Consider the following 20,935-nt stretch of genomic DNA (forward strand, 5'->3'; position numbering starts at 1 on the left):
CAAACGAGCCGAGCATCGCAACGGGACACCACCCGCACCTGACACCGTCACCATCACTCGGCAGGACAGAACTTAAGTCACCAACATTGGGGCTAATCCCCGTACCCCGGCCCACTCCGGGGGCGGCGGGCAAACACCGGTCGGGCGGAACGCTGGGGCAGGGGGCGAGACCCCGGCCCGGGGCTGATCCCGTACCCCCGGACCACCCCGGGGGCGGCGGGCAAACACCGGTCGGGCGGAACGCTGGGGCGGGGGGCGAGACCCCGGCCTGGCGCTGATCCCGTACCCCCGACCCCGCCTCGGGGGTGGTGGGCAAACACCGGGCAGGTGGAACACCGGGGCGGGGGTGGAGACCCCGGCCCACAGCAGACCCCCGAACCCCGGGCAGGACGTGCAGCGGTCAGGGCGCGGCAAGGGACTGGAGGGGGGCGCCCTCCAGGCGGTAGACGTCCCATTCGTCCTGGGGGACGGCGTTCAGGGATTCGTAGAAGCGGATGGTCGGTTCGTTCCACTTCAGGACGGACCACTGGAGGCGGCCGTAGCCGCGGCGCACGCACGTCCGTGCGAGTTCCGTGAGCAGGGCCTTGCCGTATCCGCCGCCGCGGAACTCCGGCCGTACGTAGAGGTCTTCGAGGTAGATGCCGTGGACGCCCAGCCATGTGGAGTAGTTGAGGAACCACAGGGCGAAGCCCGCGGTGTCGCCTTCGGCCGTCTCCGCGATGTAGGCGAAGACGGCCGGCTGCTCGCCGAACAGCGCTTCGCGCAGATGCTCTTCGGTGGCGTGGACTTCGTCCAGCGCCTTCTCGTACTCGGCCAGTTCGCGGATCATCGCGTGAAGGGCGCTGACGTCTGCGGGAGTTGCCTTGCGGATCATGCTCGAAGCCTAGAGGGAAGGGAGGAGGGGGAGGGGAGGAGGAGTTGTGCGATCTTGATCTCCACCTCGGGGAGTTCGAAGCCGTTGCTCTCGACCGGGCCGCCATCGCCGCCGTCGTCATCCTGGTCGTCGTCCGCGTCCTCGACCTCCCACAGGAGGTTCTGCAGCACCCGCCCCAGGGTCCAGGCCCGCGCCCGTTCGCGCTCCAGGCCCATGACCTCGGTCAGCAGGTCGAAGCGCCAGAGCACGCGGTCCGGGTCGAAGCGGTTGACGAGGGCCGGGAGGAGTTCGAAGGCGGGGTCTCCGGCGAGCGGTTTGGGGTCGATGGCGAGCCAGGGCTCGCGCTCGGCGCGCAGGACGTTGTCGTAGTGGAGGTCCCAGTGGAGGAGTGAGGCCCCGGGACCGGAACCCGCACCGGGACCGGAACCGGCACCAACATCCGCACCCACACCCCCACCCACCCCCTCGCCCAGGACCTCCCGGACCGCCCCCGCGCAGTGCAGCAGCAGCCGGCCGGCCTCGCTGCGGGGGCCGCCGACCGTCCGTACCGCCTCCGGGACCTGCGCCAGCATCGCCTCCGCCACCTCGTCCAGCCGCCGCAGCCCGGCGGGGGCGGGGACGGCGGTGAGCCGGGCGAGCAGTTCCGCCAGGACCTGTACGGCCTCCGGTTCGGGCGCCGCGGAGAGGGGGCGGTGGAAGTCGAGGCGTTCCAGGAGCATGGAGCCGGTGCCCTGGTCGTGTGCGAGGAGCCGTACGCAGCCGTCGCCCGCCCAGGCGCGCAGCGCGGCCGGTTCCCCCTCGGTCTCCTCGTCGACCAGCTGCAGTTTGAGTACGGCGGGCAGCCCGTCCGTACGCCGCTCCACGGGCAGGACCAGCGAGCACATGCCGTACAGGGAGGGACCCGCGGGCGCCAGCTCCCAGCGTTCCAGGAGCTCCGCGGCGCGCGCGGGGAGACCCTCGATGAAGAGGCGTCCGGCCTCGCCGTTGAATTCGAGCTGCGAGTCGACCAGTTCCTGCGGGATCTCGATCACGGAACCACCCTAGGCGGGGGAACCGCCCCACAGAATCCGCCCGGCTGCCCGGCCTACGGCCTAGAGGCCCGTAGCAGCAGCCGCGCCAGGTATGAGGAGCAGCTTGCCGGTGGTGCGCCGGGCCTCCAGGTCGCTGTGGGCCCGGGCGGCCTCGGACAGCGGGTAGCGGCCCGTCACGGTCACCTCGAGCGCCTTGGAGCGCACCCACTCGAACACCTCGGCGGCCCGCCGGAGCAGTTCGGACCGGTCGGCGATGTAGTCCCCGAGGCTGGGCCGGATCAGGGTCAGCGAACCGCCGTGGGCGAGCCGCATCGGATCGAACGGCGGCACGGCGCCGCTTGCCGCGCCGAAGAGCACGAGGTGACCGCGGGGTCGCAGGCTGGCAAGGCTCGCATCGAAGGTGTGCGCGCCGACGCCGTCGAAGACGGCCGGCAGTCCCTGACCGCCGCTCAGCCGCCTCACCTCGGCTGCGAGATCGTCGACCGCGGAGGAGAGGATCACCTCGGCGGCCCCGGCGCGCCGCGCCAGCTCGGCCTTCTCCGTGGTGGACGTCGTGCCGATCACCCTGCCGCCGAGGTGGGTGATGAGCTGGGTCAACAGCAGTCCCATGCCACCGGCAGCCGCGTGGACGAGCACCGTGTCGCCGCCCTGGACCGGGTAGGCGTCCTTGACGAGGTAGTGCGCGGTCATGCCCTGGAGGAGCACGGCGGCGGCCGTCTCGAATCCGATGTCGTCGGGCAGCGGCACCAGCCGGGAGGCATCCACGACGGCCCGCTCGGCATACGTGCCGGGGGTCTCCACCCAGCCGACCCGGTCCCCGACTGCGACATCAGCGACGCCGGGCCCCACTTCGACGACCGTGCCGGCGCCCTCGGCACCCGGGGTGAAGGGCAGCGGGAGGCTGTACCGGCCTTCGCGGTGGTAGACGTCGAGGAAGTTGACCCCGGATGCGGCGACCTCCACGACCGCCTCGCCCGGACCCGGCCGCGGCTGGTCCACCTCGGCCTCCCGCAGCACCTCGGGACCGCCCACTTCGTACACCTGTATCGCTCGCATGGCCCCTCCGGTATCGACTCATCCCCACCAACTCCGTTGGGGGCGATCCGATTCCCGGTCGGCAGACCAGCCCGCGGCCCCTACCGCGTCGTGCTGCCCGAGGGGGACACCCGGAGCACGCCCTACAGAACCCCCTCCAACACCCGTACTCGATCTTCACCCACCCCACCTCGGCCACATGGCCGACTCTGGACACACATGCGGATCGCGGTGTAGCACTCCCCCATGACGCGCAAGATCCCCAGCCCGCCCCCCGCCGCCAACGCCGCCGGCACCGTCCCCGTCAACGGCGGCATCTCCTTCTGGTACGCCCAGGACGGCACCCCGCCGCCCCGCGAGCCCCTTCCCGGCGACACCACCGCCGACGTCTGCATCGTCGGCGGCGGCTACACCGGCCTGTGGACGGCGTACTACCTCAAGCAGGCCGCCCCCTTCCTCCGCGTCACCGTCCTGGAGCAGAAGTTCTGCGGCTACGGGGCCTCCGGCCGCAACGGCGGCTGGCTCTACAACGGCATCGCCGGCCGCGACCGCTACGCCGCACTGCACGGCCGCGACGCCGCCGTCCGCCTCCAGCAGGCCATGAACGCCACCGTCACCGAGGTGGTCGACACCGCCGCCAAGGAGGGCATCGACGCCGACGTCCACCAGGGCGGCGTCCTCGAAGTCGCGTACACCCCCGCCCAACTCACCCGTCTCAAGGCCTTCCACCGGGCCGAGACCGAGTTCGGCGAGAGCGACCGCCTCCTGCTCGGCGCCCGCGAGGCGGCCCAGCGCATCCGCGTCTCCGGGGTCGTCGGCGCCGCCTGGACCCCGCACGGCGCCCGCATCCACCCCGTGAAACTCGCCAAGGGCCTCGCCACCACCTGCGAGCGGCTGGGCGTGGACATCTACGAGTCCACGCCGGTCACGGAGATCGCCAAGGGCCGCGCCGTCACCCCGTACGGCACGGTCCGCGCCCCGTACGTGCTGCGCTGCACGGAGGGGTTCACCGCGAACCTCAAGGGCCAGAAGCGCTCCTGGCTGCCCATGAACTCCTCCATGGTCGTCACCGACCCCGTCCCGGCGGCCGTCTGGGAGGAGCTCGGCTGGGAGGGCCGCGAAACCCTCGGCGACATGGCCCACGCGTACATGTACGCCCAGCGCACCGCCGACGACCGCATCGCGATCGGCGGCCGCGGGGTCCCGTACCGGTTCGGCTCGCGCACGGACAACGACGGGCGGACGCAGCCCGCCACCGTCGAGGCGCTGCGCGAGCTCCTGGTCCGCTTCTTCCCGCAGCTCGCGGGCACCGGCATCGCGCACGCCTGGTCCGGGGTGCTCGGCGTACCCCGCGACTGGTGCGCGACGGCCACCCTGGACCGGTCCACCGGGCTCGGCTGGGCGGGCGGGTACGTCGGCAGCGGCGTGGCCACCGCCAACCTCGCGGCCCGCACCCTGCGCGACCTGATCCAGCAGGACTCGGGCCAGGGCGGCGACACCGAACTGACCTCCCTGCCCTGGGTGAACCACAAGGTCCGCCGCTGGGAGCCGGAGCCCTTCCGCTGGCTCGGCGTCCACGCCCTGTACGCCGCCTACCGCGAGGCCGACCGCCGCGAGGCCGCCTCGCACACGGCGGAGACGACCCCGCTGGCGCGGATCGCGGACCGGATCTCGGGCAGGCACTGACGGACCGCCCGCGGCGGCCACAGCCCACGGGCTGCGGACGACGGCGGGCCCCGGCTCACACCCGGGGCCCGCCGCATCGTCCAACCACCCGGCAGCACCGTCACAGCACAACCGTCACGCAGACCCTCACAGCGGACCGCCACAGCAGACCGTCGCAGCAGACGCTCACAGCAGCACGTCGAACCCCGCCACCATCCCCTGGTCCCACCACCGGTCCACCGGCACGGCCTCCGCGAACGGCTCCGCCGCGTCCCCCGTCCCCGCGTGCAGCGACAGCACCCCCTGCCGGTCCTGGGAGACCAGGTCGGCCAGCCCGTCGTCGGTCAGGTCGCCGGGCACGGTGAAGGCGCGGAAGCCGCTGCCGTCGAGCCCGGTGCGCACCCGCGGCGCGAACGGCTTCGCCGCGTCGCCCGTACCCGCGTACAGCCACATCCCGCCCGAGGCGTCCCGCGCCAGCAGGTCCGGCTTCCGGTCACCCGTCAGGTCCCCGGCGCCCGCCAGCGCCCGGAAGGCCTCCCAGCCGGCCCCCACCCGCAGCCGCGGCGCGAACGGCTTCGCCACGTCGCCCGTACCCGCGTACAGCCACAGCACCCCGCCCCGGTCCCGGGCCAGGAGGTCGACCTTCCTGTCGCCGGTCAGGTCGCCCGCGCCCGCGAGCGCGTCGAAGACCTGCCAGCCCGCCCCGACCCGCACCGGCTTGCGCAGGACGCCCGCCGCGGCCGGGACGCCCGGCGCGACCTCCTGCACGGGGCGGTACCACCACAGCACCCCGCCCTTGTCCTGGGCCACCAGCCCGGCGCCCGAACCCCGCCCCGTGAGCGGGGCCAGCCTGGTCAGCCGGTCGTACGCCGCCCAGCCCTCGCCCGCGTGCCCGGCGAGCGGGCGGAACGGGTCGGCCGGATTCCCGGTGCCCTCCAGCACCCGCAGCCGGCCGTCCTTCCCGCGCGCGAGCAGCCGGTGCCGGTCGCGCACGGGGTACGGGCTGACGACGCGGAAGCCCGCCGAGGCCCGCGGATTGTCGGCATCGGCCGCCGACCCGCCGGCGGCACGCACGGCACCCGCGGTACCCACCGCACCCGCCACACGCCCCGCACCCACCGCACCCGACGGCAGATCCGCCGGAACCCCGTCCGTGTACACCTCGTACACCGCCCGGGCGTCCAGCTTCCACGCCTTCATCGAGGCCCCGGCCGCCAGCGTGTACGTCACCGTGACCTCACCCGGCCGCGCCACCGCGCACTCCAGCCCCGGCACCGGCGCCGGGGTCGGCGCGCACGCGGCCGACGGACCGGCCGACACCTCCGCCACCCGGACGTCCCGCTCCGCGTAGTCCCAGGCCCGCTGCCCGGCCGTCGGCGCGAACGTCAGCCGCAGCCGGGCCGCGTCCACCGCGCGCACGGTCACCGACTGGGTCACCGAACCCCCGGCCCGCACCTGCGGCACCGACAGCGCGATCCGGTTGCGGGCCACCAGCGCCGGGGTCTTCACGGTCACCGTGCCCGCCGCGCTCAGCCCCTCCGCTGCTCCCGCTCCGGTGCCGGCCGCCTGCGCCGCCGCCACCCCCTTGGCCAGGGAGCCGCCGACGGGCACGTACGCGACCCCGTAGTACGCGGTCGTCCCGTGCGCGGCCCGCGCGTCCGCGGAGACCACCGGGGACGGGAAGGCGGTACGCCCCTTCGCCGGGCACACGAACACCCCGGCGACCCCGGCCCGCGGGGTGCAGTCCCCCGCGGCCGCCGCCCTGACGGACATCCCGGCGGGGGCGCCGCCGGTCCAGGGGCCCCCGGTCAGCGGCTTGCGGCTGACCGCGTACACGAACGTGCCCTCGGCCCGTACGCTGCCGCCCGCCACGGGCCGCGGCGCCACGCCCGTACCGTCGCCCTGGCGCATCACCACGTCCACGGCCGACCCGATACGGAAGGTGTTGCGGGCGGCGGCGCCGGCGCCCCCCGCAGGGCCCGCAGCCGCGACCCCCGTCAGCGCGCCCGTACCGAGGAGCACCAGGGCCCCGCCGAGGGCCACCGGAACCCGTACGCGCACGGATCTGTACCTGTGCAGGTGCTCGTGCATGAGAAACCCCCGTCGAAGCAACCGGACGCGGAGCGGACCCCGGCGCGGCCACACCGCACCGGGGTCCGCCCCAGCAGATCTACCGACCGGTAGGTCTACAGCAGATCGGCGTACTTGTTCCAGCCGTTTCCGATCTTCACGCGCTCCGCGTACGGAGCCGCCTCCTTGCCCGTGCCCTTGTACAGCCACAGCGCACCGGACGCGTCCCGCGCCACCAGGTCGCCCCTGAAGTCGGAGTCCAGGTCACCCGGCGCCGAGAAGGCCGTATAGCCCTGCCAGCCCTTCGCCAGCTCGACCCGCGGGGCGAACGGCTTGGCCGCCGCACCCGTGCCCTTGTACAGCCACACCGTGCCCGCCGCATCCCGCGCCAGCAGGTCCGCCTTCTTGTCACCGGTCACATCGCCCGCACCCGTAAGGGAGTTGAAGATCTGCCAGCCCGCACCCAGCTTCACGCGCGGGGCCAGCGGCTTCGCCGCGACACCCGTGCCCGCGTACAGCCAGGCCGTACCCGAGGGCTCCCGGGCCAGCAGGTCCGCCTTGCCGTCACCGGTCACATCACCCACACCCGTAAGGGAGTTGTAGATGTTCCAGCCCGCGCCGACCTTCTTCGGCTCCCAGAAGCCGCCCGAGTCCGGGTCCACCGGGAAGTTCCACAGCACACCGGCCGCGTCCCGGGCGACCACCGGACCGCCCGTCATCTGCACCTTGACCGGCGAAAGCTTCGCGAGAGCCGTGTACTTGGCCCACTCCTCACCGAACACGTCACCCGGCCCGAAGACCTTCGGCGCCCTGCCCGTACCCGCGTGCACGTACAGCTTGCCCGTCTTGTCCCGCGCCAGCAGCAGGTTCCGCTCGGTCACCCGGACCTTGCTCCTGACCCCGAACCCGCCCTGCGCGGACGAGCCCTCACCCCAGCCCGAGGTGTACACCTGGTACGCGGCACTCGCATCGATGCGGAAGGCCGGCGAGGTCGGCGCCGCCTTCAGCTTGTACGCCACCGACACCTCGGTGCCACGGGCCGCCACATCGCAGGAGATGCCCTCGTAACCGAGCTCACCGCGCGGGAAGGTGCAGTTCGAGGCACCCGCACCGCCCTTGACCGAGACGATCTCGACCTTCAGTTCACCCGGCTCCCACGGACGCTCGCCGCGGCCCGGACCGAAGCCCAGCTGCAACGTGCCCGCATCCAGGGCCTTCACCTTCACCGTGTGCGCGACCTCACCGCCCGCCGGAACGTCCGGCTGGGCCAGCGTGATCTTGTTCTTCGCCACGTGCGCGGCGGTCAGCACCGTCACCGAGTGCGCCTCGACCCTTCCCTTCACCGGCGCACTGCCCGCCAGCTGGGCCTTCTTCACCGCAGCCTTCAGGTCCGAACCGCGGGGCGCGTACGCCACCCCGAAGTGCAGCCGGGTCAGGTTCTTCACCGACTCCCCGGCCGTCACGGCCGGACCCACGAACCCCGTGTCCTCACCCGTCCGGCAGAGGTACACACCCGCGACGGTGGGCGAAGCCGTACAGGCATCGTCCCCCAGCACGGCCTTCATCCCGGCCGGCAGCCCGCCCTTCGCCCAGGACGCATCGGTCAGCGGCGCCTTGGACATCGCGAACACCAGCGTGCCGTCGGGCCGCCCGTCGACCGTGTCCGGGCGCAGCAGCGCCATCGAACCCTCGCCGGGCGGCACCACGTGCTCCTTGAACGTGAAGGCGTAGTCGTCGTTCCCGGCGGCGATCGCGGGTACCGCACCGGCGGCAGCCAGCGCCGCCGCTCCCCCGAACACACCGAGACGCACTGCGCCCCGTCCCAACATTCCGCGCACTTCGCGCATGTAGCGCTCCACAACGTGAAGACGGCATGTGCTGCCGCTGCAACGCCATGTTCCCCTCATGGCGTGCGCGGACCGTATAACACAGGCTTTCGTTACAAAGTAACGCCCCCCGCCCACAAGGGACGGGGGGCGCTTTCCAGCCCGGAAACGGAAACAGGAACGGAAACGGAAACGGGAACCTGCCCGGGAGCTGAACGGCTCAGAACAGCAGGTTGTACCGCTGCCAGCCGCCCCCGACCTTCACCCGCGCCGCGTACGGGGCCGCAGCCGCCCCCGTGCCCTTGTAGAACCACAGCACCCCGGCCGCGTCCCGGGCCACGAAGTCGGCCCGGCCGTCGGAGTCCAGGTCACCGGGCACCACGACGGAGTTGTAGACGTGCCAGCCCGTCCCGACCTGCACCCGCGCACCGAACGGCCGCGACGCCACACCCGTGCCCGGGTACAGCCACAGCTTCCCGTTCGCCTCGCGCGCCAGCAGGTCCGGCTTCCTGTCACCGGTCAGATCGGCCCCGCCCGCAAGCGAGTTGAAGGCGTTCCAGCCCGCACCGACCTTGACCCGGCCGCCGAACGGCTTCGACGCCGTACCCGTACCCGGGTACACGTACAGCACCCCGCCGGTCTCCCGGGCCAGCAGATCGGCCTTCCCGTCGCCGGTCAGGTCACCGCCGCCCACCACGGAGTTGTACATGTTCCAGCCGGCCCCGACCTTCAGGCGGCCCTTGTAGATCCCGCCGTCCCCGCTCACCGGGTGGAACCACAGCACCCCCGCCTTGTCCCGCCCGACCGCACCCGGCCCCGTGCTCTGCACGGTCACCGGACCCAGACGGGTCAGCGCCGAGTAGGCGTTCCAGTTCTGCAGCCAGCCGACCGGGTTCACGTCCCGGAAGAGCGGCGATGCCTTGCCCGTACCCGTGTAGTCCCACAGCTCCCCGGAGGAGTCCCGGCCCACCAGCCGGTACCGCTGGACCACCGGCTTCGGGCTGCTGACCGCGAAGTCGGCCGTCTTTGCCGGGTTGTACGTGCCGAAGTTGTACACCTCGTACGCCATGTCGGCGCGCAGCTTCCACGCCGGGGTGTCCGCGGCGGCCTTCAGCGCGTACGTCACCGTGTAGTCCCCGGGCCTGCTCACGCGGCAGCGGACCTCGTGGCCCCAGCCGAGCTCGCCCGTGGCGTGGTCGCACTCCGCGCCCCCGGCCGGACCGGTGGCCGCGACCGAGGCGACCTGCGCCTTCAGCTCGCCCAGGTCCCAGTTCCGGTAGCCCGGCGCGGGCACGAAGCTGATCCCCAGGTAGCCCTTGTCCACCGCGTGCAGCTTCACGGTGTGCTGCACCGTGCCGCCCGCGGGCAGCGTCGGCGCGCTCGGCGTCATCGTGTTCTGCCGGACGTGCGCCAGGCTCTTCACCTCGACCACGGCGTGCGCGTGCCGGCCGTCGACCGGACGGGAGGCGGCGGTCTGCGCCTCCTTGATCCCCTTGTTGAGGTCCGCACCGCGCGGCACGTACACGAGGCTGTAGTACGCCTTGGTCCCGTGCGCGGCCGTGCCCGCCGCCGAGACGCGCGGACCCGGGTGGGCGCCGTTGCCCTTGACGGTGCACAGGAACACACCGGTGAGCCCGGCCTTCGCCTTGCAGCTGTCCGAGTAGTCGGACCAGTCGGCCTTCAGCCCGGCCGGCAGCCCGCCGTTCGCCCAGGCGGCGTCCGTGAGCGGCTTGCGGCTGATCGCGTAGACCCAGGTCCCGTCGGCCTCCCCGCTCTCCTCACCGCCCGTGGCCCCCGGCGCCAGCTCGCCCCAGCCCTCACCGGGCATGAGCACCTGGTCCACGACCGGGTCGAAGTAGTACGTCGGATCCGGCGCCGCCACCGCGACCGAGCCCCCGACAACCCCACCGGCCACCAGCACCGCCAGCGCCACCCCGGCGCCCGCGTACCTGCGCATGTTTCCCCCTAGTAACTAGACCGGCGGACGCTAACACGCCCCGATCCGGCCACTCCGCGAGGGTGGCGCGATCCCGCATGCGAAAGGGCCCCGGGTGCAGACACCCGGGGCCCCTCACGGCAGGGCCCCCTGTCGGGTTCGAACCGACGACCCCCGCTTTACAAGAGCGGTGCTCTGGCCAGCTGAGCTAAGGAGGCACGTCCGTGCAGTGTACCCAGGGCCGGGAGGGAGTCCGACGGAAATTCTCACAGCACCCCGCGGGCCGGGGGTGCTGACAGGGAGCGGGGCGGCGGGGTACCGTCGGGCGCAGTCCGCTCAGGTGGACTAGACCCATTCATTCCTTTACTCGGATCGTCCGGCACGTTCCTGCCGGTGGAGGGACGCATCACCATGGCTTCTGTCACTTTCGACAAGGCGACCCGGCTGTACCCCGGGGCTGACAAGCCCGCCGTCGACGCGCTCGAGCTGGGCATCGAGGACGGCGAGTTCCTCGTCCTCGTCGGCCCGTCCGGCTGCGGCAAGTCCACCTCCCTGCGGATGCTCGCGGGTCTCGAGGACGTCAACGGCGGTGCCATCCGCATCGGCGACCGCGACGTCACGCACCTGCCGCCGAAGGACCGGGACATCGCGATGGTGTTCCAGAACTACGCGCTGTACCCGCACATGTCCGTCGCCGACAACATGGGCTTCGCGCTCAAGATCGCCGGGGTCGACAAGGCCACCATCCGCGCCAAGGTGGAGGAGGCGGCCAAGATCCTCGACCTGACCCAGTACCTCGACCGCAAGCCGAAGGCCCTGTCCGGCGGCCAGCGCCAGCGCGTCGCGATGGGCCGTGCGATCGTCCGCCAGCCGCAGGTCTTCCTCATGGACGAGCCGCTGTCGAACCTCGACGCCAAGCTCCGCGTGTCCACCCGTACGCAGATCGCGGGCCTGCAGCGCCGCCTGGGCATCACCACCGTGTACGTCACCCACGACCAGGTCGAGGCCATGACCATGGGCGACCGCGTGGCCGTGCTGAAGGACGGTCTGCTCCAGCAGGTCGACACCCCGCGCAACATGTACGACCGCCCCGCGAACCTCTTCGTCGCCGGTTTCATCGGCTCGCCGGCCATGAACCTGGTCGAGGTCCCGATCGCGGACGGCGGCGTGAAGTTCGGCGAGAGCCTGGTCCCGGTCTCCCGCGAGGCGCTGTCCGCCGCCGCCGACAAGGGCGACCGCACGGTCACCGTCGGCGTCCGCCCGGAGCACTTCGACCTGGTCTCGGAGGGCGGCCTGGCCGTCACCGTGAACGTGGTCGAGGAGCTCGGCGCCGACGGCTACGTCTACGGCACCGCCGAGGTCGGCGGCTCCACCCAGGACCTGGTCGTCCGCGTGAACGGCCGCGAGGTCCCCGAGAAGGGCGCCACCCTGCACGTGGTGCCGCGCGGCGGTGAGAGCCACGTGTTCTCGACCTCCACCGGCGCGCGCCTCTCCGACTGACCCGGCGCGCGCCCTCCGACTGACCCGGGGGGCGCCCCGTACGGCCGTCCGGACCGCAGCAGTGGTCCGGGCGGCCGTTCCGTCGCAGCGTGGGGGCATGGCTCCCGTATCCGGCCCGTGCGCGCACCCCGCCGCGGCCGCGGCCGGCCGCACCGGCCCCCGCTCCGCCCCCGGCTCCCGCGGCCTGGCCGCCGTCGCGCTGGCCTACACCGCCGTCCAGCTGATCGCCGTGGTCCCCGGTTCCGGCCTCGGCTGGGACGAGACGGTGTACGTCAGCCAGGTGGCCCCGGACTCCCCCGCGGCCTTCTTCAGCGCGCCGCGCGCCCGCGGGATCACCCTGCTCGCGGCTCCCGCCGCCCTCCTGTCGGCCGATCCGGCCGTGCTGCGGATCTGGCTGGCGCTCCTGTCCGGGCTGGGGCTGTGGCTCGCCTTCCGGGTCTGGCGGCCCCTGCTGCCGGCCCCGGTGGTCACCACCGCCGCCGCCCTGTTCGCGAGCCTGTGGGTGACCCTGTTGTACGGGTCCCAGGCGATGCCGAACCTCTGGGCCGCGTACGGCGCCCTCGCCGCCGCGGGCTTCCTCCTGCGGCGGGCCCCGCTGGGCCTCGCCGCCTGCACGGCCCTGGTCGCCCTGGTGCGGCCCGGTGACGCCGTCTGGCTGGCGCTGCCGCTGCTCGCCGCCGCCGGGCTGCTGCACCTGCGCCGGGCCCCGGCGGCCTCCCCGCTGTCGCCCTTCACCCCGGCCCTCGCTCCCGACCTCGCGCCCGCCCGCGGCCGGTCCCGGAGCCGGCGGCCCGCCTCGGCCGCCGTGCTCGCCGCGGCGGTGGCGGGCGGGGCGCTGCTGGGTGCGCTGCCGTGGCTGGTCGAGGCGCGGCTGCGGTACGGCGGGGTGGGGGCCCGGGTGGGTCGGGCGGGGGAGGTCCAGGGCGGGTTCGGGTGGGCGTTCGCGGTGGACGACCAGGTGCGGGCGCTGGCGGGGCGGACGCTGTGCCGACCGTGCGGGGTGCCCTTCGACCGGCCGGTGACGGCTTTGTGGTGGCTGCTGCTGCCGTGTGTGGTGGCGGTGGGGCTGTCGGCGGGGGGCCGGGTGCTGCGGCCGGTGCGGCCGGTGCTGGGGTGGGCGGCGGTGACGGGGGCGGTGCTGGCGTTCCCGTACCTGTTCCTGATCGACTACGCGGCTCCGCGCTTCCTGCTTCCGGCGTACGCGCTGCTGGCGCTGCCCGCGGGGGCGGGGGTGGTGCGGCTGGCGGGGCTGGTGCGTCCCGGCGGGGCGCGGACGGTGCCGGTGGTCGCCGCGGTGGTGGCGTTCGGTCTGGCGGGGCATGCGGCGGTGCAGTACGCGGTGCTGGCCGGTGCGGCCGACCGGTCCCGGGCCGGACGGGTGGCGTTCGGCCGGGTGGCGGCGGAGCTTCGGGGGCAGGGGGTGCGTCCGCCGTGCGTGGTGAGCGGGTACGAGGCGGTGCGGGTGGCGTTCCGGCTGGGGTGTGCGTCGCGCCAAGTGGGCGGGCACGACGGGAGCATCGGTGCGGCGGGGCTCCAACGGGCGGCTCTGACACGCCCGGTGGTGTTCCTTTCCGTTTCGGGGCGGGTGGTGCCGGGGTACGCTCGGCCCTGGCGGCGGGTTCCGCTGCCGGACCTGCCGGGTGCGGGAGCGCTTGCGGCGCACATCGCGCCCAGTGTGACAAATACCCCGGCAGAAGGGGCATTTCGAGCGGCGTACGTCAACACCCCATTCGAAAAGCCACGTCGAACCGTCCCCCGACAGGGTGACTAAATGTCGCCAAATCCGCACCGAGCGCTACTCTCGCCCTCGTGACCCACAATGCCCGCCGTATCGGCCGATCCCTCGCCCTGGTCCTGCCCGTCGTCCTGGTCCTCTCCGGGACATTCGCGGTCACCATGGTCCCCTGGGCGGACACCTCCTCCTCGTCGCAGGTGCTCACGGCCGCCGCCGAGGACGTGTCCGTGCCCGCCAAGGTCCGCGCCCCGCACGAGGTGCTGCGCGACAAGCTCCTCGGGGAGCTCCAGGAGCGCAAGGACCCCGGCGTCGTCCTCACGAGCCTCCAGAAGGAAGTGGACCGGCGCCCGTCGCTCGCCGGCTACTGCGGCCAGATCGCCAAGGCGCTGGGCCGTGCCGCCGCCGACATCTACGGGCCGACGAAGGCGCAGACGTACTCCCGGCCCGCCTGTGACACCTCCTTCGCCTCGGGCGTGGCCTCGTTCGGCTGAGCCGGGCCCGGCGGCGTTCCCGTCCGACGTTCACCGGTCCGTGATCTGCCCCGCATAGGCTGCGGGGCATGACCGCAGACCCCTCCACAGCAGACCCTGCGGCCGCGTTCTCGGCCGCCCCGACCCAGGCAGTGGTCCTGGCGGGCGGCCAGGGTTCGCGGCTGCGCCCGTACACCGACGACCGGCCGAAGCCGATGGTCGAGATCCCCGGCACGGGTGTCCCGATCATCGGGCACCAGCTGGCGTGGCTGGCCGCCGAGGGGGTCACCGACGCCGTGGTGTCCTGCGGGCACCTCGCCGAGGTCCTCCAGGACTGGCTCGCGAAGACCGACCTGCCGCTGCGCGTCACCACCGTCGTCGAGACGGAGCCCCTCGGCCGCGGCGGCGGGCTCAAGTACGCGGCCGCGCACCTCCCGCACCCCGACCGGCCCTGGTACGCGACCAACGGCGATATCTGGACCCGCTTCTCGCTGCGCGAGATGGCCGCGTTCCACGAGGAGCGGGCGGCGACGGCGACGCTGGCGCTGGCCCGGCCGCGGATCCCGTGGGGGGCCGTGGAGACCAACGAGTTCGGGCACGTGCTGGACTTCATCGAGTCCCCGCCCTCGCCGTACCTCATCAACGCGGGCGTGTACGTGTTCTCGGCGGAGTTCGCCTCGCTGCTGCCCGATCTGGGCGACCACGAGCGGACCACCTTCCCGCGGCTGGCGCGCGAACGCCGCCTGGCGGGCTTCCCGTTGCCCCAGGGCGCCTACTGGCGGGCGATCGACACCGCGAAGGACCTGACGGAGGCGGCGAAGGAGCTCGCGGCCCAGCGGGCCTCCTGAGGGCTCCTGGCGCTTTCCGGGCCGCCCTGAGGCCCATTCCGGGCCTTCCGGGGCCTTCCGGGCCTCGGGGAGCCCACGCCGCCTTCCCGGGCGGGCGCGGCGGACGCGGAAGGGCCCCGGCAGCATCCCGCTGCCGGGGCCCTTCCGTTGTGACGCCGTGGCGCCGTGTCAGCCCAGGAGTCCTCCGACGAGTCCGGGCTTCTCTTCGACCGGCTCCTGCGCGCCTCCGGTACCGCCGGTGGTGCCGCCGGTGGTGCCGCCCGAGGAGCTCGGACCGCCGGATCCGGAGGAGGGGGGCCGGGGGGTGTTCTGGCCGGGGGAGGTCGAACCGCCGCCGGTGCCGCGGGTCGCCGTCGGGGACTCGGCCCCCGGGCTGGTGCGGCGGGCGGGCGCGTCCGGGGTGCCCTCCCGGGTGGCGGGGGCGGTGGAGGGCGCCACCGAGGGCTCGGAGCGCTCGACGGGGGCCTGCGAGGCCTTGCGGGTCTGCTTGGGGGCCTCTTCGCGCGGCAGCGGCTGGCCCGGCAGGTAGTTGCTGGGGGCCTCGTCCGGGCCGGGCACCGTGACCACGGTGGTGGACCGGACGGCGCCGCCGAGCAGCGAGCCGACGAGCAGGGTGAGTCCGATGAGGACGGTGGCGAGCATGGTGCCGCGGCGCAGCACCCGGCGGCGCAGCTCCCACAGTTCGGACCGCGGGCCGAGGGTGCGCCAGGCCTCTCCGGCGAGGCGGGCGTCGAGCGAGTAGACCGGGGCGCCGGCGATGATCAGCGGGCTCCATGCGGCCAGGTAGATGATGTCGGGCGCGTCGTACGCCGGTACGGTCTTCCAGCTGACGGTCATCAGCAGGGCCGCCGAGAGCAGGGCGCCGATGGCGCCGGCGAACCGCTGCCAGAGCCCGAAGACGGTCAGTACGCCCACGATGACCTGGAGGAAGGCCACCGTGAGGCCCGCGCCCACCGGGTGCGAGAGCGCGAAGTCGCGCAGCGGTTCGGCCAGGGCCCAGGGGTGCAGGGTGCGCAGCCAGGTGACCATGGAGCCGCGCTCGCCGCCGTCGAAGTAGACGGGGTCGCAGAGCTTGCCCATGCCGGCGTAGATGGAGATGAAGCCGAGGAACACGCGCAGCGGGAGCAGGACCACGCCGAGGTTCATGCGGCGGCCGGGGTAGTAGCCCTGGCGGTCCGGGTCGGCGGGGCCGGCCTGGCTGCGGCGGTAGGCGGCGGCCTCGGCGGCTTCTGCGGCGCCGAGTTCGTCGGTGCCGGGGCCGCTGCCGAAGCGGCCGCGGCCGCCGTACGGGTCGTTGGGGTACGCGGTGTCCAACTCGACCACGGGGGCGATGAGTTGGGTGTCCTCGTCCTCGTACCCGCGGGTGCGCTGCCCGATGACGGTGGGCGTCGGCATGGTGTCCTCGGCCAGGTCGATGCGGGGGATGACCTGGGTCGTACCGCCGTCGCCCGGGCGGGCGTTGATGCCGGCCTCGCGGACGGCCTGGAGGAGGCCGCCGGTGGCGGCGGTGTCGGCGGACTTGCCGCTCCACACGACGGGGGTGCGGCGGCGGGTCCGTACCGAGGCCCCGGCCATGGCCGCGATGCCGCCGCCCGACGCGGGGGCCCGGAGCGGGCCGGCGGGGGGCACGGGCCGACGGGCGGAGGCGGCGAGCTGCACGCGGAAGCTGGCGTGGTTGACGATGACCTGCGCCGGGTCGCACGGCACCTTCACCATGCTCAGCGCGGGCTGTTCGTCGAACCTGGGCGTTCTGGTGTCCACACTCATCTAACCGAGTGATGAGTGTTTAGGACACTGCCTTGACAGCCCGGATGTCCGAGACCCGTCAAGATCCGGCCAAGCCGCCGCGGGCCCCCCGCTGCGCGGGGCCTGTTCCCCACCCCGCCCCTTCCCGAACTGGGGCCCCGCCCCAGACCCCGCGCCTCAAACGCCGGCGAGGCTTGATGGTGCCGCCTGCTGCGGCACCATCAAGCCCGCGGCGATTGAGCGCACCGGGCGCGGAGCGCACGGAACGGGGTCCGGGGCGGAGCCCCGGGAACGGCCCGGGACCGGTTACGCGCGGCGGCGGGAGGCCTCGTAGAGGACTACGCCGGCGGCGACACCGGCGTTGAGGGACTCGGCGCCGCCCGGCATCGGGATGCGGACGAGGTAGTCGCAGGTCTCGCCGACGAGGCGGCCCAGGCCCTTGCCCTCGGAGCCGACGACGATGACGACGGGCCCGCCGAGCGCCTCCAGGTCGTGCAGCTCGTGCTCGCCCTCGGCGGCGAGGCCGACGACCGTCAGGCCGGCCTTCTTGTAGTCCTGGAGGGCGCGGGTCAGGTTGGTGACGCGCGAGACCGGCGTACGGGCGGCCGTGCCCGCGGAGGTCTTCCAGGCGCCCGCGGTCATGCCCGCGGCCCGCCGCTCGGGGATGACCACGCCGTGCCCGCCGAAGGCGGAGACGGAGCGGACGATCGCGCCGAGGTTGCGGGGGTCGGTGACCCCGTCGAGGGCGACGATCAGCGGGTCGGCGCCCTCGTCGTAGGCCTCGGCGGTGAGGTCCTCGGGGTGCGCGTACTCGTACGGCGGGACCTGGAGCACGAGGCCCTGGTGGTTGAGGCCGTTGGTCATGCGGTCGAGCTCCGGCCGCGGCGCCTCCATCAGGTTGATGTTGCCGCGGGCCTGGGCGAGGTTCAGGGCCTCGCGCACGCGCTCGTCGTTGTCGATGAACTGCTGCACGTACAGCGTGGTCGCGGGGACGCCGTCGCGCAGGGCCTCGAAGACCGGGTTGCGGCCGACGACCATCTCGCTGGTGCCCTTGGGGCCGCCGCGGCGGGGGGCGGGGCGGCGCTTGGCGGCCTGGCGGGCGATGGCGTTGGAGACGCGGAAGGCCTTGTGGCCCTTGCGGTCCTCCGCCTTGGGCGTGGGGCCCTTGCCCTCCAGGCCCCTGCGCCGCTGGCCACCGCTGCCGACCGTGGCGCCCTTCTTGTTGGACGTGCGGCGGTTCCTGCGCTGGCTGTTCCCGGCCATGACCTCTACCTGTTTTCGTTGGCACTGCGATACGTACGTATGAAGAGTGTGCCGCCCGGCGGGCCGGGCGGCACAGCGAGCCGGTCTCAGCGGGTGCCGAGGGACCAGCGGGGTCCGGACGGGCTGTCCTCGATGGCGAGCCCGGACTGCTGGAGGCGGTCCCGGATGGCGTCGGCGGTGGCCCAGTCCTTGCGGGCCCTGGCGGCCTCGCGCTGGTCGAGGACGAGGCGTACGAGCGTGTCGACGGCCCCGTGCAGCTCCTCGCCGCGGTCGCCCTCCCGGCCGGCCCACTGGGGGTCGAGGGGGTCGAGGCCGAGGACGCCCAGCATGGCCCGTACCTCGGCGAGGCGGGCGGCGGCGGCTTCCTTGTCGTCGGCGGCGAGGGCGCTGTTGCCCTGGCGGACGGTGGTGTGGACGATCGCGAGGGCCTGCGGGACGCCCAGGTCGTCGTCCATGGCCTCGGCGAAGGCGGGCGGGACCTCGGCGGCCGGCTCGACGGTCTTGCCGGCGAGTTCGGTGACCCGCTCGGCGAAGCCCTCGATGCGGGCGAAGGCGGTCTCGGCCTCGCGCAGGGCCTCCTCGCTGTACTCGATCATCGAGCGGTAGTGCGGGGTGCCGAGGTAGTAGCGCAGGACGATGGGGCGCCAGCGCTGGACCATGTCGGAGACGAGCACGGAGTTGCCCAGGGACTTGGACATCTTCTCGCCGCTCATGGTGACCCAGGCGTTGTGCACCCAGTACGAGGCGAAGGCGTCGCCGAAGGCCTGGGCCTGGGCGATCTCGTTCTCGTGGTGGGGGAAGATCAGGTCGAGTCCGCCGCCGTGGACGTCGAAGGCCTCGCCGAGGTACTTGTGCGCCATGGCCGAGCACTCCAGGTGCCAGCCGGGGCGGCCGCGGCCCCACGGGGTCTCCCAGGAGGGCTCGCCGGGCTTGGCGGACTTCCACATGGCGAAGTCGCGGGGGTCGCGCTTGCCGGTCTCGCCCTCGCCGGAGGGCTGGAGGAGGTTGTCCAGCTCCTGGTTGGAGAGGCTCAGGTAGCCGGGGAAGGACCGGACGTCGAAGTAGACGTTGCCGTCGGCCTCGTAGGCGTGGCCGCGCTCGATGAGCCCGCGCATCATCTCGACCATCTCGGTGATGTGGCCGGTGGCGCGGGGCTCGTAGGTGGGCGGGAGGCAGCCCAGGGCGGTGTAGCCGTCGTTGAAGGCGCGCTCGTTGTCGTACCCGATGGACCACCACGGGCGGCCCTGCTCGGCCGACTTCGCGATGATCTTGTCGTCGATGTCCGTGACGTTCCGGATGAAGGTCACGTCGTAGCCGCGGTACGCGAACCAGCGGCGCATGATGTCGAAGTTCAGTCCGGAGCGGATGTGCCCGATGTGCGGGGCGGCCTGCACGGTCGCGCCACAGAGGTAGATCGAGACGCAGCCCGGCACGAGCGGGGTGAAGTCGCGGATCTGCCGGGCGCTGGTGTCGTACAGGCGAATAGTCACGGCATCCAGGGTAGTGCTCCTGCGGGAGTGCCCCGCGACCCTTCTCGGGACGCGGGGCGGTTTGTCGCCGAATGCCCGCACGGGCGGAGATTTCGGCAGGGGCGGCCTTCGGGGCCCGGGACTCGGGGGATGGCTGCGGTCAGCTGGCGGGTGCTTCGTAGACGAGGGCGGTGGCGATGGCGGCGAGGCCTTCGCCGCGGCCGGTGAGGCCGAGTCCGTCGGTGGTGGTGCCGGAGACGGAGACCGGGGCTCCGGCGGCGGCGCTGAGGGCCTTCTGCGCCTCGTCCCGGCGCTTGCCGACCTTCGGGCGTACGCCGATGACCTGCACGGACACGTTCCCGATCTCGAAGCCCGCGGCGCGGACGATCCGGGCGGCCTCGGCCAGGAGGGTGACTCCGGAGGCGCCGGACCACTCGGGGCGGGAGGTGCCGAAGTGCGCGCCGAGGTCGCCGACGCCCGCGGCGGAGAAGAGGGCGTCGCAGGCGGCGTGGGCGGCGACGTCGCCGTCGGAGTGGCCGGCGAGGCCGTAGCCCCCGCTGGCGGCCTCGTCCCAGAGGAGGCCCGCGCACCACAGTTCGCGGCCCTCTTCGAAGGCGTGGACGTCGGTGCCGGTGCCGACCCGGGGGATCAGCGGTCGGTCAGTAGGCATCGGTGGCCCTCCTGCGGGCGAGTACGGCCTCGGCGAGTACGAGGTCCAGGGGACGGGTGACCTTGAAGGCTTCCTCGTGTCCGGGCACCAGGACCACGGGCACGCCGAGCTTTTCCACCATTCCGGCGTCGTCGGTGGCGCCCTCGCCGTTGACGGCGACGGTCTCGTGGGCGCGGACGAGGGTGGCCCGGTCGAAGCCCTGCGGGGTCTGTACGGCGCGCAGCCGGGCCCGCTCGGGGGTGGCGACGACCGGCTCGGGGGCGCCGCCGGTGCGCGGCTCCACCTCCTTGACGGTGTCGGCCAGGGGGAGGGCGGGGACGACGGCGGGGGCGCCGTCGCGGACGGCCTCGATCACGGCGTCGACGGTGTCGACGGGGACCAGGGGGCGGGCCGCGTCGTGGACGAGGACGGCGGTGACGGCCTCGGGGAGGGCGTCGAGTCCGGCGCGGACGGACTCCTGGCGGGTGTCGCCGCCGGGGACGACGAGGATGTCGGTGCGGTCGGGCAGGGAGTGCTCGTCGAGGAGGTGCCTGACCTCGGCGGCGCCGTCCGGCGGGGCGACTACGACGACCAGGGACACGGCGCGCGAGCGGGCCATGGCGCGGACGGCGTGGACGAGCATGGGGGTGCCGCCGAGGGTGCGCAGCGCCTTGGGTGCGCCGGGGCCCAGGCGGACCCCGCGGCCGGCGGCGGGGATGACGGCGGCGGTGCGGGTGGGGCGCGGTGCGTCGGACGCGTCAGACATCGATTGCTCCGTGCATTACGGTGCCGGCGGCCAGGTTTGTGGCTTCGGCAGA

At 73.6% G+C, this 20,935-nt stretch carries 16 protein-coding genes and 1 tRNA gene; 5 read left to right on the forward strand and 12 right to left on the reverse strand.

Annotated elements, in window-relative coordinates; all coding sequences use genetic code 11:
- Nucleotides 1-400: 400 nt before the first annotated feature.
- From ACZ7JZ_RS29760 to ACZ7JZ_RS29770, 3 genes are read right to left on the reverse strand one after another with little or no spacing between them, the layout of a single operon-like run.
- Nucleotides 401-874, reverse strand: coding sequence for a GNAT family N-acetyltransferase (locus ACZ7JZ_RS29760; RefSeq protein WP_470944698.1), 474 nt, complete (start codon nucleotides 872-874; stop codon nucleotides 401-403).
- Nucleotides 871-1,905: an aminoglycoside phosphotransferase family protein gene (locus ACZ7JZ_RS29765; RefSeq protein ID WP_470944699.1), complete on the reverse strand. Its 1,035-nt coding sequence runs from the start codon at nucleotides 1,903-1,905 to the stop codon at nucleotides 871-873. Before ACZ7JZ_RS29765 ends, ACZ7JZ_RS29760 begins: the two co-directional genes overlap by 4 nt.
- A gap of 60 nt (nucleotides 1,906-1,965) precedes the next feature.
- Nucleotides 1,966-2,961: a quinone oxidoreductase family protein gene (locus ACZ7JZ_RS29770; protein ID WP_470944700.1), complete on the reverse strand. Its 996-nt coding sequence runs from the start codon at nucleotides 2,959-2,961 to the stop codon at nucleotides 1,966-1,968.
- A gap of 225 nt (nucleotides 2,962-3,186) precedes the next feature.
- Here ACZ7JZ_RS29770 and ACZ7JZ_RS29775 point away from each other — a divergent pair, with 225 nt between their 5' ends.
- A complete protein-coding gene (locus tag ACZ7JZ_RS29775; protein ID WP_470944702.1) occupies nucleotides 3,187-4,626 on the forward strand; it encodes an NAD(P)/FAD-dependent oxidoreductase in 1,440 nt (479 codons plus the stop codon).
- Between the two features lie 165 nt (nucleotides 4,627-4,791).
- Here ACZ7JZ_RS29775 and ACZ7JZ_RS29780 read toward each other — a convergent pair whose 3' ends face one another.
- The 4 genes from ACZ7JZ_RS29780 to ACZ7JZ_RS29795 all read right to left on the reverse strand — a co-directional run bounded on the left by ACZ7JZ_RS29780 (nucleotide 4,792) and on the right by ACZ7JZ_RS29795 (nucleotide 10,655).
- Nucleotides 4,792-6,666 carry an FG-GAP repeat domain-containing protein gene (locus tag ACZ7JZ_RS29780; RefSeq protein WP_470944704.1) on the reverse strand — a complete coding sequence of 625 codons (1,875 nt, stop codon included), beginning with the start codon at nucleotides 6,664-6,666 and terminating at the stop codon, nucleotides 4,792-4,794.
- A gap of 125 nt (nucleotides 6,667-6,791) precedes the next feature.
- Nucleotides 6,792-8,486: an FG-GAP repeat domain-containing protein gene (locus ACZ7JZ_RS29785; RefSeq protein WP_470944707.1), complete on the reverse strand. Its 1,695-nt coding sequence runs from the start codon at nucleotides 8,484-8,486 to the stop codon at nucleotides 6,792-6,794.
- A 235-nt stretch (nucleotides 8,487-8,721) separates the two neighbouring features.
- Entirely contained in the window at nucleotides 8,722-10,458 is a 1,737-nt protein-coding gene (locus tag ACZ7JZ_RS29790; protein WP_470944709.1) for an FG-GAP repeat domain-containing protein, read from the reverse strand.
- A 123-nt stretch (nucleotides 10,459-10,581) separates the two neighbouring features.
- Nucleotides 10,582-10,655: transfer RNA gene (locus ACZ7JZ_RS29795), tRNA-Thr, on the reverse strand.
- 193 nt (nucleotides 10,656-10,848) lie between these two features.
- Here ACZ7JZ_RS29795 and ACZ7JZ_RS29800 point away from each other — a divergent pair.
- From ACZ7JZ_RS29800 to ACZ7JZ_RS29815, 4 genes are all read left to right on the forward strand, one after another.
- Nucleotides 10,849-11,937 (forward strand): ABC transporter ATP-binding protein, encoded by a 1,089-nt coding sequence (locus ACZ7JZ_RS29800; protein ID WP_470944711.1) that lies wholly within the window; start codon nucleotides 10,849-10,851, stop codon nucleotides 11,935-11,937.
- 97 nt (nucleotides 11,938-12,034) lie between these two features.
- Complete coding sequence (locus ACZ7JZ_RS29805; RefSeq protein WP_470944713.1) at nucleotides 12,035-13,708, forward strand: hypothetical protein; 1,674 nt, start codon at nucleotides 12,035-12,037, stop codon at nucleotides 13,706-13,708.
- Between the two features lie 38 nt (nucleotides 13,709-13,746).
- On the forward strand, nucleotides 13,747-14,163 hold the full coding sequence (locus tag ACZ7JZ_RS29810) for a hypothetical protein (protein WP_470944714.1): 417 nt from the start codon (nucleotides 13,747-13,749) through the stop codon (nucleotides 14,161-14,163).
- Nucleotides 14,164-14,231: 68 nt separating this feature from the next.
- Entirely contained in the window at nucleotides 14,232-14,990 is a 759-nt protein-coding gene (locus tag ACZ7JZ_RS29815) for a nucleotidyltransferase family protein (RefSeq protein ID WP_470944716.1), read from the forward strand.
- A 168-nt stretch (nucleotides 14,991-15,158) separates the two neighbouring features.
- On the opposite strand, the gene ACZ7JZ_RS29820 is transcribed toward ACZ7JZ_RS29815, so the two are convergent.
- The 5 genes from ACZ7JZ_RS29820 to ispD form a co-directional block, all read right to left on the reverse strand.
- Nucleotides 15,159-16,757, reverse strand: coding sequence for a DoxX family protein (locus tag ACZ7JZ_RS29820; protein WP_470944718.1), 1,599 nt, complete (start codon nucleotides 16,755-16,757; stop codon nucleotides 15,159-15,161).
- Between the two features lie 285 nt (nucleotides 16,758-17,042).
- Nucleotides 17,043-17,999, reverse strand: coding sequence for a 23S rRNA (guanosine(2251)-2'-O)-methyltransferase RlmB (gene rlmB, locus ACZ7JZ_RS29825; protein ID WP_470944720.1), 957 nt, complete (start codon nucleotides 17,997-17,999; stop codon nucleotides 17,043-17,045).
- Nucleotides 18,000-18,085: 86 nt separating this feature from the next.
- Nucleotides 18,086-19,489, reverse strand: a complete 1,404-nt coding sequence (gene cysS, locus ACZ7JZ_RS29830) for a cysteine--tRNA ligase (RefSeq protein ID WP_470944721.1) — start codon at nucleotides 19,487-19,489, stop codon at nucleotides 18,086-18,088.
- Between the two features lie 139 nt (nucleotides 19,490-19,628).
- Entirely contained in the window at nucleotides 19,629-20,138 is a 510-nt protein-coding gene (gene ispF, locus ACZ7JZ_RS29835; protein ID WP_470944723.1) for a 2-C-methyl-D-erythritol 2,4-cyclodiphosphate synthase, read from the reverse strand.
- Nucleotides 20,128-20,883: a 2-C-methyl-D-erythritol 4-phosphate cytidylyltransferase gene (gene ispD / locus ACZ7JZ_RS29840; protein ID WP_470944725.1), complete on the reverse strand. Its 756-nt coding sequence runs from the start codon at nucleotides 20,881-20,883 to the stop codon at nucleotides 20,128-20,130. The genes ispF and ispD overlap by 11 nt, the downstream gene beginning before the upstream one ends.
- Nucleotides 20,884-20,935 lie beyond the last annotated feature (52 nt).

The sequence above is a fragment of the Streptomyces sp. NPDC038213 genome (assembly GCF_055600495.1).